This is a genomic window from bacterium (genome assembly GCA_004299235.1).
GTDB lineage: Bacteria > Chloroflexota > Dormibacteria > Dormibacterales > Dormibacteraceae > SCQL01.
The window spans coordinates 31,778-45,270 of the sequence record SCQL01000029.1 but is presented as its reverse complement, the minus strand read 5'-3'; the positions used below and the strand labels follow the sequence as shown (position 1 = coordinate 45,270).

Annotated in this window: 6 protein-coding genes, 1 tRNA gene and 2 pseudogenes; 4 read left to right on the top strand and 5 right to left on the bottom strand. The window is 66.4% G+C overall.

The genetic code is table 11. The features are described 5' to 3' along the window. Window positions 1-22 precede the first annotated feature (22 nt). Complete coding sequence (locus EPN29_10110) at window positions 23-586, bottom strand: hypothetical protein (GenBank protein ID TAN32068.1); 564 nt, start codon at window positions 584-586, stop codon at window positions 23-25. Between the two features lie 207 nt (window positions 587-793). After that, a complete protein-coding gene (locus EPN29_10105) occupies window positions 794-1,540 on the bottom strand; it encodes a hypothetical protein (protein ID TAN32067.1) in 747 nt (248 codons plus the stop codon). 359 nt (window positions 1,541-1,899) lie between these two features. Between EPN29_10105 and EPN29_10100 the strand changes: the two genes are divergently transcribed. From EPN29_10100 to EPN29_10090, 3 genes and pseudogenes are all read left to right on the top strand, one after another. Further along, entirely contained in the window at window positions 1,900-3,174 is a 1,275-nt protein-coding gene (locus EPN29_10100; protein TAN32066.1) for a hypothetical protein, read from the top strand. Between the two features lie 319 nt (window positions 3,175-3,493). Beyond that, window positions 3,494-4,003: pseudogene (locus EPN29_10095) on the top strand (recombinase family protein). A gap of 240 nt (window positions 4,004-4,243) precedes the next feature. Continuing rightward, a pseudogene (locus EPN29_10090) lies at window positions 4,244-4,582 on the top strand (recombinase family protein). Window positions 4,583-5,051: 469 nt separating this feature from the next. Here the strand turns inward: EPN29_10090 and EPN29_10085 are convergent. Together EPN29_10085 and EPN29_10080 are read right to left on the bottom strand one after the other, a co-directional pair. Next, window positions 5,052-5,127: transfer RNA gene (locus EPN29_10085), tRNA-Gly, on the bottom strand. Window positions 5,128-5,156: 29 nt separating this feature from the next. Further along, window positions 5,157-7,679, bottom strand: a complete 2,523-nt coding sequence (locus tag EPN29_10080) for a nucleotidyl transferase (protein TAN32065.1) — start codon at window positions 7,677-7,679, stop codon at window positions 5,157-5,159. Between the two features lie 38 nt (window positions 7,680-7,717). Between EPN29_10080 and glgP the strand changes: the two genes are divergently transcribed. Then, window positions 7,718-9,772: an alpha-glucan family phosphorylase gene (gene glgP, locus EPN29_10075; protein ID TAN32064.1), complete on the top strand. Its 2,055-nt coding sequence runs from the start codon at window positions 7,718-7,720 to the stop codon at window positions 9,770-9,772. Between the two features lie 37 nt (window positions 9,773-9,809). Here glgP and EPN29_10070 read toward each other — a convergent pair whose 3' ends face one another. Then, the gene (locus tag EPN29_10070) at window positions 9,810-13,493 is read right to left on the bottom strand and encodes a glycosyltransferase (GenBank protein ID TAN32063.1); all 3,684 of its coding nucleotides are present in this window, start codon (window positions 13,491-13,493) and stop codon (window positions 9,810-9,812) included.

The following is a 13,493-nucleotide window of genomic DNA, read 5'->3' as shown; positions in this document are numbered from 1 at the left end:
CCATCACCTCGCTCTTTCGGTGCTAAGCACGGCGGACGAGGACACCACCCACTAGGCCGCGGTGAACCCAAAATGTCCAACCGACGATCGCGATTGAGACCAGGTAAAGGCTCGGCACCGTCTGGACCACGACGCTCTGCAGCAGGTTGGTCAGCAGGAGCAGGATGAAGAATGCGCCGCTCACAACGTTGACCCATCCAAACGGGCGCCTTCCGTTAGTAGCGCCAAAGCAACCGCAGGGCAGTCGACTGCCACGAATTGACCCGGCCACACCCAAAACCACGAAACAGATTCCAAGACATCCTGCGGCAACCGCTCCGGGCACCCTCGATGGAGCGGTCGTCAGGGAAACGCCTGCGACGATTTCGAAAACTGCAATGAGCCGAATCCACGTCCGGCTAACCAGCCGGCCGGTTCGGCCGACGACCTCCTCCAGCGCGTGACGAAATGGGTCTGGCCTTGCCAGCTTAGACACTCCAGCACTGATCAACAATGCGGCCGCGACACAGTTAATCGCCGCGGTCGCGAGCTGCAGCCCTTCTGTAATCGGGACTACGGGTCCCAATAGCATCGACCCGCTAAACATTCCGCCACCCCGCTGACTCCCCGAGCATCTGTTGCCAAACTGAGCTTACATTTCCTCCGCGTGTTGTCAAGCGGTTGGTTATTCAAGAGCATTACTGCTCGCTTAGCGAGCGTCGCGAGCCGTGCTCCAAGCTCGGTGGCTCGGCAAGCGACCGGCCAAGGTTGCACGAAACGGTGGCCACGTCTCGCCTTCGAGGGCAACGCCGTGTCAGGGAAGCCCATGAAGCTGTAGTTCATTCAGCTCGTCCGAGCCGATGCCGATAACGCCGATCGCCCAGATCTGGTCATTGGTAAGACCCGCCGCTCGCAGCGAGATCTTCTCGTCCCGGGTCAGCGCGATCAGTTTGAAGGCCGGCCTGGGGCGATCGCGATGTGTCGGTGGACCGGCCACGCGATCGCCTCGCATCACCCACTGGTGGAAACGAAACCCCTCTGCTTTGAGGCCTTCGCGCAGCTCGCGGACCAATCGCCGCGCTTCGATCTGCGCCCAGCGATGGGCGGCTCCGGCGATAGGGCCGGCGAGGTCCTCTCGAATCAAGCGCCGGGCGTGACGCGTAGACACGCCCAGCTCCGCCGCAATCGCCGCCGCGCCGAAGCCAAGGTCTCGGAGGCCGTGGGCACAAATGAGTCGATGGGCGGGCGTCTTCAGGGAAGGCTTCACTTTCAGCGCGACAAGAAACGGGATGAGTTCATCGAAGGCGCGCGACTGCCGCCGCAGTCTCTTCGCCGCCGTCTCCCAGGCTGCTTCCCGCTCTTCAGCGGTTGGGCGGCGCCGCTTCCACGGCGGCGGCTTGCGCACGCGAAGGCCCAGAAAGGAGCGAGTCGAGATGAAGTAGGCGCCGTGCGGCCCCCGAACGGCTTTCAATCTCCCGCTCCGGATCCGCAGCCTGAGCGTCTCGACGTGGCATCCCACACGCTTGGCCGCAACGTCGAGCTTGATCAGTCTGAACTTCACCTGTCGCGATCGCATTTGCAGCTTGCAGTTTCAAGGCGAAGGACGCAAATCGTCCACACTTAGTATCTATAGAAGCATTTGTCGGGACGCCCATGGCTTTTGACCCAGGGCCCTCGGCGCAAAGCTGAGCGGCCAGACCGGGGTCGGCCGAAGGCGATTTCGCCCTCCACCTCCGCTCTCGAGCTCCCTTCGACGGCGCTCGGCGACAAGCGTTCGAGACTCCTACGGTCTTGCAGGAGGGGCCGGACTCCGGCCCCCTCCACGACCATCTCCCAAGCTCAGCGTGCGCCCAGCGTGCGCTCTGCGTGCGGTCGACGGCTCCGGCCTTACCGCGTTGATGGAGCTGAGACCCAGAGGGGATGGCAAGTATGAGGCCATCTCATTCCGAGTCGCTGGACGACGACGATGAGGAACCCAATGACAAATCAGGCGACGTCGACGAGGAGCCAGAGGCCGAGGACGTTCCCGCGGAAAAGGCGGAGGAAGTGCCCGATTTCGCTTCGTCTTTCGCTTCTGGGGGTTCGTTGCGGCCTGCGCTTCAGGAAGCGAAAGACGAGGACCCCACCTTCCAAGATCAAACTGAGCCACCCGGCGAACCAGGACGGTCTCTCCTCTCAACTCATCCGATCATCCTCCGAGACCTTCCTCCCCAAGCCGACGCTCGTCCCTCACAAGCTCAACTCAGCAAACTCCACCGATCACTGACCCAACGCGACCTGGTCATCCTCCAAGTCCTATACGACTATCGCTACCTGAACACGCTCCAGGTCACAGAACTCTTCTTTCCCAGCCTCCGCTCCTGCCAGATCCGGCTGCAACACTTCAAGCATCTCGGACTCGTCTACGTCTGGAAAGTCATCGAAACCCCCGGCGTCAGACGTCGTCATTCCATGTGCCTGATCTCAGCGCGGGGGGCCAGGGTGCTCGCCGACTGCCACGGTGACAATCCGCGCGACTACGTCGAGCGCAGTCACGACGCCCGCGACCACTGCTGGCACGCCCTTCACGACCTGGAGGCCAACCAGTTCTTCGTCTCGCTGGTCAGCCGCAGCCGGCAACTGGCCAGCGAGGGGCTGCTGCTCTGGCACGGCGAGGAGCAGGTCCGAGCCGAGCGCCGCGAGAAGGCGCGCGAGTACAAATGGCCCACGCCGACGCCGGACGGCTGCGGGGTCTATCTAGCCGACGCGGGACGCATCCTCTTCGACCTGGAGTGGGATCGGGCGACAGAGTCGATGGGCCGGATGCGCCAGAAGATCGCCTCCTACGTCGGCTACTTCGAGCACTTCCGCAACGCCGAGCAGCACCACGTGCTTTTCGTGGTGCCCACCGACGATCGCGAGGACAAGCTGCAGTACACGATCTGGCAGGGACGCCCCCACTTCGGTAGCGATAGCTGCTGCAGCTTCTGGACCACCACCTCCGATCGCCTGCGCTGGTGGGGTCCGCTCGGCACGATCTGGCTGAGGGTCGAGAACCGTGCCGCCGAGCCGCCCCCGCTGAGTGTGACCAAGCTCGGCAAGCGCATTCCGTTCAGGCGACTGCCGCCCATGCAACCCAACGAGCGAGCGATCGCCGATTGCATCGGTAAGCCGGCATGGTGGGAGCGCCGGCCTGGGGGCGGTCAGGTGGCATGAAGGAAGGTTCGCCGGGAAAGCAGCGAGGGTCGAGCGCTCGACCCGTGCATGGCGGCTTGTTACGCGACAGCCCACAGGGGTCCGACGTTGAACCCCTACCGTCCGATGAAGCCATCGAATCGTTGCGCCGCCTGGCACGAGCCATGATCGTTTCTGCAATGGAGGCATACGCGCTGCAGCGGACGGCAGAGCCGAGCATCGCTCCTTCTACCGCAGTGGTATCCAAACCGGCAGACCGCCCGGTAGGGATCTACAATCGGCGGCGAAAGAGGTGGGGTCGCGCCGCGTGAACGGCCGACCCCGTGGCCTCAACCCTGATATGGAGGGTCAAGACATGAGCGAGTCTATGGCATCGCCTTCACCGCGTTGCGTGATCTATCTCCGCGTCTCCACGGAGGAGCAGACCCAGCGCGACTTCACCGAGGAGGGTTTTTCGCTGCCGGCGCAGCGCGAGGCTTGCCTGCAGCACATCCGCGACCAGCACTGGACGCTGGTCGACGAGTACGTCGACCGCGACTCGGCCTCCAAGCGCTCGGGCGACCGGCCCCAGTTCAAGGCCATGCTGGCGCGGATCTTCGAGCAGGGCGACGTCGACGTGGTCGTGGTCCACAAGCTGGATCGATTCTCCCGCGATGCCGCCCACCACCTGGCCGTGAGGGCTGCTCTGCGCCAGCGCGGCGTTCGATTGGTCTCGGTCCAGGAGCAACTGGAAGAGACCGCCTCAGGACGTTTGGTTGAAGGCATCCACGCTCTGATGGCGGAGTTCTACTCGGCCAATCTTTCGGCCGAGGTCAAGAAGGGGATGAAACAAAAAGTCGAGATGGGCGGCTGGACTCATCGTGCACCGCTCGGCTACATCAACGTGCGCGAATGGGCCGGCGGCCGGCGCATCTCCTACGTGGCTCCCGATCCCGAGCGGGCGGAGCTGGTTCGGCTCGCCTTCAATCTCTACGCAACTGGCGACCACACCTTGGAGGCACTGCTAGAAGAGCTGCGCGCACGCGGTCTGACCAACCGGGGCCGCAAGGATTACCCGGCCATGCCCATCACCATGCACGGTTTGACCTGGCTGCTGACCAACAAGTTCTACGCCGGGCTGGTGGAGTGGCAGGGAGTCGAGTACAAGGGCCTCCACGAGCCTCTGGTGGACTCCAGGGCGTTCTTCAGAGTCCAAGACCTATTCGCCAGCCGTTCCGGCCGCTGGACCCGCGAGATCCGCCACGCGCACTATCTGAAAGGCTTCCTCTACTGCGCAGTCTGCGGCCGGGGTCTTTCTCTTCAACGCTCGAAGGGCCGCTATCTCTACTTCTTCTGTCTTGGCCAGAAAGACCGCCGGCGTCCCACCGGCTGCAAAGAGGCCTACATCGCCGCCGAAAAGCTGGAGCGCCAGGTCGAGGAGCTCTACCAACGCGTCCAGCTCCCGCCCGAGTGGGCCAAGCGTCTGCGCGCATCCATGGAGGCGGAGATCATCGCCCGCCAGGACCGCAACGCCAGCGAGCGCGAGTTCCTCACCCGCAAGCTGGCCAAGGTCGAGACGGAACGACGGAAGCTACTCGAGGCCTACTACGCGGGTGCGATCGACGTAGCACTACTGCGCAGCGAGCAGCAACGGATTGGGAGCGAGATTCGCGAGGTCGAGGAGCGGCTCAAGAGCGTCGAGGCGTCACTGGCCGAATGGCAGGAGGTGCTCGCCATAGCCTTCAAGTTCGCCACCAATTGCGGAAAGGCGTATCGGTCGGCCAACGGCCGCACTCGCAAACTCTACAACTCGGCTGTGTTCGAGCGACTCACGGTGCGAAACGGAGAGATCAGCGAGATCGCATATCGCGAACCGTTTGGCGCGCTTTTTGTTTTGCCAGAGTTCGAACAAGGAGGTTTGGAGCGGGAGACGGGCTTCGAACCCGCTACCTCGACCTTGGGAAGGTCGCGCTCTACCCAGTGAGCTACTCCCGCTCGATCCGCGAACTCCAGATTCTAGGCGACTACGTCTCGACGACCGCTTCGGCCTGCGGGGCCGCTTCGGAGACGACCGAACGCACCATGGCCGAGTACTTCTCGACCAGGCGCTCCGATTGGACCGGATCCAACGTCGAGGCGATGACGTGGTACTCAGGGCGGTCCGCGTCCGGGACCACCAGCACCCACCCGCCCTCGACGAACACCTTCACCCCGTCGGTCAGGTCGACCCGGTCCTTGAGGTGCTGTTCCATCATGGTTCGCATGACTCGGCCCTTCACCTCCCATGGGCAGAACTCCACGGCGGTGCGGTGCGACACCGGCGGGATGCGGGAGCGGAGCGCGCCCAACCCGGCTCCCGTCTGCGCCAGCAGCTCGAGCACGCGCACGGTCGTGAAGATGGCATCGAACGAGACCGCGAAGTCGGGCCAGCAGTAACCGCCCGCACCGTCCGAAGCCACCACCGTATCGGCATGCTGAGCCGCTCGCAGGACCGCACCGGGCGTGATCTTGGTCGGCACGAACCGGCTCTGCATCTGGTCGGCGATCATGGAGAAGGCCAGCGATGCCGACGCCGGACCGAGCACCATCCCCATCTTGTTCGCCAGCGCGAGCTGAGAGATCACGGCAAAGGCGGTGTCGTGATCGAGCACGGCCCCGGTCTCGTCGACCAGGAAGCAGCGCTCACCGGGCGTATCGATGAAAACGCCAAGCTTTGCTTTGACCGCCGAAACGATCACGCCCATCTCCTTCAGGTGATCGCGGAAAGTGGCCTCGTCCTGCTCGACCACGATCTCCGCGGGCGAGGCGTTGAGCGGGATGACCGTGCAGTTCATCTCCTGTAGCACGCGCGGCAGCACCAGGGCGGCCGCGCCGTTGTTGTAGTCGATGAGCACCTTGAACGCCGCCCCGCGCACCGCCTCGAGGTCAAGCTTGCCGATCATGTCCTCGATGTAGCGGTCGGTCTGGACGTCGCGCCGCACGATGCGACCCATCTCATAGTGCGAGACACGCCTGATGTCCTCGCGGAAGAACAGACCCTCGAGCTTGCGCTCGCTCCGCTTGTCCAGGTCGAGCCCGTGGTCGTCGAAGATGCGGATGTCCGCGGAACGCGGATCGACCGGGGACGTCTGCACGTGCACGGCGGGGATGTGATTATGGCGGGCCCAGTAGCGCGCGACCGGCGCCGGCAGCACCGACAGGTCAGTGGCGCCGGCCCCCGAGGAGATCATTCCCGACATCAGGGCGCGGTGGATCATGCGCGCCGACCGCGTGTAGTCGCGTGAGATCGCGATCTCCTTGCCTTTGGGGCTGAGCGCGCCGATGGCCGCGCCCAGGCGGGAAGCGAATTCCGGCGTGAATTCCACGTTGATCAGGCCGCTCAGCCCGTAGGAACTGAACAGGCCGCGCTTCCAGGACCCCGCCCAGATGATCGACTCGTGCACGACCGCGCCCGGCTCGACCTCTTTGTTGGGCCAGATGCGCACGTTCGCGTTGACTGTCGAACCCGCGCCGATGACCACGTCACTGCCGACGACGCTCCCCTCTTCGAGCAGGCAGCCGTTCTTGATCGTCACCGACCGGCACACCACAGCACCGCGAAGGCGGCTATTCAACCCGATGTAGGTGTGGTCCCACGTGATGGAGTTGGAGATCTTGACGCCGGAGTCGACCGTCGTGTACGCGCCGACCACGCAGGGCCCGTTGACCCACGCGCCCGCACGCACCTTGGCGCCGGCGCCGATGAATGCGGGCCCGTCGATGCGCGCCCCGGGCGACACCTCCGCATCCTCATGGATCCACGTCGAGTCGCCGACGCGGTCGCCTGGAATCTGCACCTTGACGCGCCCTTCGAGACAGTCGAAGTTCGCCTTGACGTAGGCGGCGTGGCTGCCGACGTCCTCCCAGTAGCCTGACGCCACCCAGCCGAAGACCGGCTCGCCCTCTTTCAGCAGCTTCGGGAAGACATCACCCGACCAGTCCGTCACCTCGCCGGGCCGGAAGAAATCGAAGACCGCCGGATCCAGGATGTAGATCCCGGTGTTGGCGAGGTCGGAGATCACCTCGCCCCAACTCGGCTTCTCGATGAAGCGCTGGACCGCCCCACCCTGGTCAACGACGACGACGCCGTACTCGAGCGGGTTCGGCACTGGTTTGAGCACGATGGTGGCGATCGCCCGGCGCTCGCGATGGAAGCGGGCGGCGGCGGCGAGGTCGATGTCGGTCAACGAGTCGCCGGAGATGACGACGAACGGCTCGTTGAGGTGCTGCCGGGCGAGGATGACCGAGCCGGCGGTCCCCAGCGGCGAGTCTTCGACCGAGTAGGTGAGCGCCACCCCCTGTTCTGAGCCATCGCCGAAGTAGTTGCGGATGGAGGCGCCCATGTACTGCACCGTGGCCACCACGTCGCGCATCTGATGGCGGCGCAGGTGCAGGAGGATGTGCTCCATGATCGGCCGGCCGGCCACCGGCACCAGCGGCTTGGGCTGGCGGCTGGTGAGCGGTCGGAGACGAGACCCTTCCCCCCCCGCCATGACCACCGCCTTCATGTCGCGCTCATCACAGTCAGTACCATCCTAGTTCGGTATTGGAAGAACTAAAGCAATTCGCCCTCGACCTGCTGTGGACCTGGCAGCCGCGCATCGAAGCTCTGTTTCGCGCCCTCGACCCTGGGCTGTGGGAGTCGACGCGGCAGAACCCGGTGCAGCTACTCGCGCGGCTCGGCGGGGACGGGGTCGCCCGTGCGTGCGAGCGCGAGGACGTGCAGAGGGCGCTCGACGATGCTCGCGCGGCATATCGCGAGTACTACGACCGCCACCCGCGCTTCATGGACGCGCACGCGCCGCTGGTCGTGGCCTACTTCTCCCTCGAGTTCGGCCTCGCCGAGTGCCTGCCCATCTACTCCGGCGGTCTCGGCGTGCTCGCCGGCGACCACCTGAAGGCGACGAGCGACCTCGGCCTGCCTCTGGTCGCCGTCGGCCTTCTCTACAAGCAGGGCTTCGGACGGCAGGACATCGACGCCGCCGGCCGCCAGGTCGAGGTGTACTCGGAAAACCACGGCGGCGAGCTCCCGGTGCGCCGGGTCGAAGGGGTCGAGGTCGAGGCCCCGATCGGCGGCCGGAGCGTGCGCATCGGAGTCTGGCGCGCGCAGGTCGGCAGGGTGCCTCTGTTCCTGCTCGACACCGACCTGGAGGCCAACCCGCCCGACCTGCGCGCCATCACCGACCGCCTCTACGTGCCTGAGCCGGACCGCCGCTTGCGCCAAGAGGTCGTGCTCGGCATCGGCGGGGTGCGCGTGCTGCGCGCGCTGGGCATCGATGCCGGCGTCTTCCACCTCAATGAGGGCCACAGCTGGCTGTGCGCCATCGAGCGCATCCGCGAGCTTCGCGCCTTGCGCCAGATGACGCTGGAGGAAGCCCGGCTCGTGGCGCGCGCCGGCATCGTTTTCACCACCCACACACCGATCGCCGCGGGCAGCGATTACTTCGAGCCCGGCTTGGTCTGGGACCTCCTCAACCCGTACCTGAGTCAGGTCGGAATCGGCTTCGACCGGTTCATGGATCTCGGCCGCCAGCGCCCTGGCGACCCGCGTGAGAAGCTGTGCACGACGTATGCCGCCCTACGACTGGCGGACCAGTCGGTCGGCGTCAGCCGCCTGCACGGCGCCGTCTCGCGGCGGTTGTGGAAGGACGCTTGGCGCGGGCTGCCCGAGACGCAGGTGCCGATCGGGTCCGTGACCAACGGCGCGCACATGCCGACCTGGGTGGCGCCGGAGATCGCGGATCTGCTGCGCCGGTACGTGGGGCCCGACTGGTGGGACCTGGATGGCGCCGACGGCCGCTGGCACGCGGTCTTCGAGATCCCGGCGGCGGAGCTCTGGGGCATCCATGTCGAGATGAAGCGCCGCTTGCTCGCGATGGCGAAGGTGCGGTCAGACGACTCGGCCGACCTCGACCTGAGTGCGCTCACGTTTGGTTTCGCTCGCCGCTTCGCCCCCTACAAGCGGGCCGATCTCCTGCTCCAGGACCGGCCGCGTCTGGTCAGGCTGCTGCGCGACGCCAAGCGGCCGGTACAGATGCTTTTCGCGGGCAAGTCGCACCCGGCGGACCAGCCGGGCAAGGACATCATCGCCGGCGTGGTCGCCCTCGCGCGTGAGGAGCCCCGCGTGGTCTTTCTCAAGGACTACGACATGGAACTCGCCCGCTGTCTCGTGCATGGCGCGGACGTCTGGCTCAACAACCCGCGCCGCTTTCTCGAGGCGAGCGGCACCAGTGGCATGAAGGCGGGCGCCAACGGTGTCCTGAACGTCAGCATCCTGGACGGCTGGTGGGACGAGGCCTACCGCCCCGAGCTCGGGTGGGCGATCCCGTCGGCGGCCACGCTCGACCGTCCGGAGGTGGACGACCGGGCGGAGGCGGAAAACCTCTACCGGCTGCTCGAGCGAGAGGTCGTGCCCGCGTTCTTCGAGCGCGACGCGGATGGGATCCCGCAGCGCTGGGTGGAGATGATGCGCGCGTCGATCCGTCACACCGCGACGGCATTCGCTGCCCGCCGCATGGTGATCGACTACTTCAACCAGGCGTACGCGCCCGGCGCCCGCCGCGTCGAGCAGCTGCGCCTGCTTCCCGACTGGGGTGGGTGAGAACCGCTGGAGCTCAGGCCCCACGTCACGCCTTCTCTCAGTCGACCGCTGCCGTGACCCCGAGGCGCTCCAGCCGCGCCGTGATCGCCGCCAGGTAGAGCTGCACGTAGCGATGCGCTGAGCGCGACCACGAGACGTCCTCGGTCATCGCGCGCCGGACCAGCCAGGCCCACAGTGAAGGATGCCGGTACGTTTCCGCGGCGCGGACGACGGCGGCGAAGAACTGCCACGCGTCGTAGGCCTCGAACGTGAAGCCGTGCCCGGTCGCCGCGACCGGGTCGTAGTCGCGAATCGTGTCCGCCAGCCCGCCGGTCGCACGCACGACCGGGATCGTCCCGTACCGCAGCGCGATCAGCTGTGCCAGGCCGCACGGCTCGAATCGCGACGGCATCCACAGCATGTCCGCGCCGGCATAGATGCGCTGGGCGAGCGCGGCGTCGAAGCCGATCGAGACGGCGACCTGGTGCGGCCGCTCGGCCGCCCAGCGCCGGAACATGTCCTCGTAGCGGCGATCGCCGGTGCCGATGACGACGACCTGCAGCCCGAGCTGCAGCAGCTGCGCCATCGCCTGCTCCACCAGGTCCAGGCCTTTGACGTCGTAAAAGCGAGAAACGATCGCGCAGAGCGGCTTGTCGACGTCGTCGAGGCCGAGCTCGGCTCGCAGCTCCGCCCGGCACAGGGCCTTCGGCTCGGGGACCTCCGCCGAGTAGTGGTGCGTGATGTTGGGATCGCGCTCGGGATCGAAGAGCTCGTAGTCGATGCCGTTGACCACCCCGTGCAGCTTGTGGGCGTTCGACCGCAGCAGCTCGTCAAGGCCCTCGCCCAGTGGCGGAGTCTGGATCTCGGCGGCGTAGCGCTCGCTCACGGTGTTGACGACGTCGGCGAAATGGATGCCGCGCCCGAGGACGTTGACGACGTTGTCCAGGCCCGGTATGCCGATGCTGATGAGACCCCATTCCTCGAGGCCGGCCAGCATCAGCGCGCCAAACCCGAACACGCCCTGGGCGGCCAGGTTGTGGATGGTGAGCGTGGTCGCGATCCGGGCGTAAGGACCATCGGTGTAGACGCGATCGAGCAGGTTCGGCACCAGCGCGGCGTACCAGTCGTGGACGTGGATGACGTCGGGAAAGAACTCCAGCGCCGGCAGCATCTCCAGCAGCGCCCGCGAGAAGAACACCGACCGCGCGTCGTCGTCTCCGAACCCGAACATCCCGTCGCGGTCGTACAGCGACGGGCAGTCGACGAAGTAGACGACCACCTCGCCGAGCCGGCTCTCGTAGATCGTCGCCGCCAACCTCTGAGCCCCAAGCGGAACCTGCAGGTCGGTGAGCACCGGGCGCAGTCCGTGCCGGTCGATGTCGATCTGGCGGTAGCGCGGCAGCACCACCCGCACGTCGTGCCCGAGGTGGCGCAGCTCCTTCGACAGGGCCGCGGCCACGTCCGCGACGCCGCCGAGCTTGGCGAAGGGCGCGAGCTGGGCCGTGGCCACCAGCACCTTCAGGTGCTTGGCGTGCGGCACCTCGGCCGCGGCCGTTTCACCGGGGACACGCAGGCCGAGCGAACCCGAGGGCGGCACCTGCTCGATGTCGCGGCCGTCGCGGCTCACCACCACCGCCACCTCCAGCGTGTCGCCGGGACGCTTGCCGAGCTGCTGGAACGGTATGCAGACGAAGAACGGGTCGGCGATCTCCCAGCCCGACTCGGCGACCGCTTTGGTCTGCGGCTCGACGATCCGGGCCACGGTGACCGAGCCGCCGTGGGCGCGGGGAACGATCCTGATCACGTACGCGGGCTCGAATCCGAGATCGGACGCCGCGGTCGCCGGCAGCGGCAGGTCCATGTCGCTCGCGCCGTCACCCGCCGGGGCGCCCGAGCAGTAAAGCCAGAAGTCGATGTGCTCCGACTCCAGCTCGCCCGCCGAGCGCGGCGTGTCGATGCGGAAATACATGTTCTGGTCGTCATGGCCGTAGAGCACGCGTTCGACCACGCCCGCCGGCCGGTGCAGTGCGCCGAACCCTGATCCGACCAGGTAGTAGCCGGCCTGGCTCCAGGCCGGGTCCTCGCGCGACTCCGGGCTGATGACGACCGCCGGGACGCCGCGCTCGGGCGTGGGGGCACGCTTGATGATCGGCTGGAACAGCCGCGCCGGGGCGCGCGCGCCCATGAGCTTGTAGACGTTGCGCAGGTGCAGGCGAAACTGGTTGTCCCAGATCGGGTCCATGCCCGAATCGTGCTTGCGGCTGAACCACCAGAACCAGTCGCTGCCTTCGGTGATCAGGATCTCGCGCCACGCCAGCGCCGCCTGGTCCGAATCTTTCGGCCGCTGCCTCGACTGGTCTTCGAGCCACGAGCGCGTCTCGGCCAGCAGGTCCCACGCGATGTTGTGCTCGGGGTCGCCGATCCAGGTGTCGAGGCTCGCGCCGATCCAGCTCCCGGTGTGCAGGTGATGGAGAGGCTGCTGGGCCGGGTGCTCGGCGAGGAAGTCGGAGACGGTGGTGGTCACGATGTCCTCGCTCGCCTCCAGCTCGGTGTAAAGCGCGTTCAGGAAGTCGTGGCCGTCACGGGGGAAGAACTCCCACGGGTTTTCGCCATCGAGCGCGATCACGGCCAGGAAATCGCGATCGCCCTGCTGCTCGCGAATGCGCCTGAGCCGTCCCATCAGGTTGCGGGCGGCGTCCGGGGAGGACATTCGCTGGTAGTCGAACCCGATGACGTTGGAGAGATTGGAGTCGCGGAACACCATCGCGAGCGATTGGCCCTCGCGGTCGACGCGGCGCGGCTGGTAGAGCTGCTCCGGCGCGTTGACCCTGCCCTCGCCGTCGTGCGAGAAGTGGGCGTCGAGCGAGCGCGCCAGGACCTCCTCGTCGCTGATCATCCATTCGACGCCGGCCCTCACCGCGAGCCCGACCGCGCTCTCCCCCACCGCCATCTCGGAAGGCCACATGCCTTTCGGTTGGCGCCCGAGCAGGCGCTCGAACAGCCCCTGCCCGAGGCCAATCTGCCGTTCCGCGTCCTCGCGATGAGAGAAGTGGCGCTCCGGCAGCTGCAGGTGCGGATTTGCGCTGCGCGCCGAGTCGACATGACAGATGAGAGGCAGGATCGGGTGGTAGTAGGGCGAGAAGGTCAGCTCCGCCTGCCCCCGGTCGGCGAGCTCGCGGTACTTGGGGATGATCCGCCGCATGACTTCCATCTGCGCCTCGAACAGGGGCAGCTTGTCCTCCTCCGTGAAGTCGCGGTCCTTGCGCTTGAGCTCGGCCAGGCGCGGATCCGACTCGGCCCACGCCGGGTCGCACCACGCGAGGTTGAACCAGATCTGGAGGTCGCGGATGTCTGCGGTCGTGAACGGCGCGTCCACGGTTCGCGACGCGAGTTCGAGGTAGCGGGGCGACTGCTGGACGCGCAGCGCGCGCGGTGACTCCCGCATCCATCGGAGCAGGAACTCCCGCTCCTCGGCCGACAGCTCGCCCGCCTCCCGCCGGCTGAGGTTGAGAAAGAGGTCGACCGACTCCTCCTTGCCGTAGTCCTCGATCTGCGCCAGCAGGGACGGCACGAGGTTGAACGTGGCGCGCACCTTCGGATAGGCGTCGAGCAGCGCCGGCATCTTGAAGTAATCCTTGGCCGAGCGAAGACGGACCCACGGAAGCAGGTATGTGTTGGTGAGGTCGTCCTTGTAATACGGCTGGTGCATGTGCCAGACGAAGGCGACCTGAAGTGGTTTCAT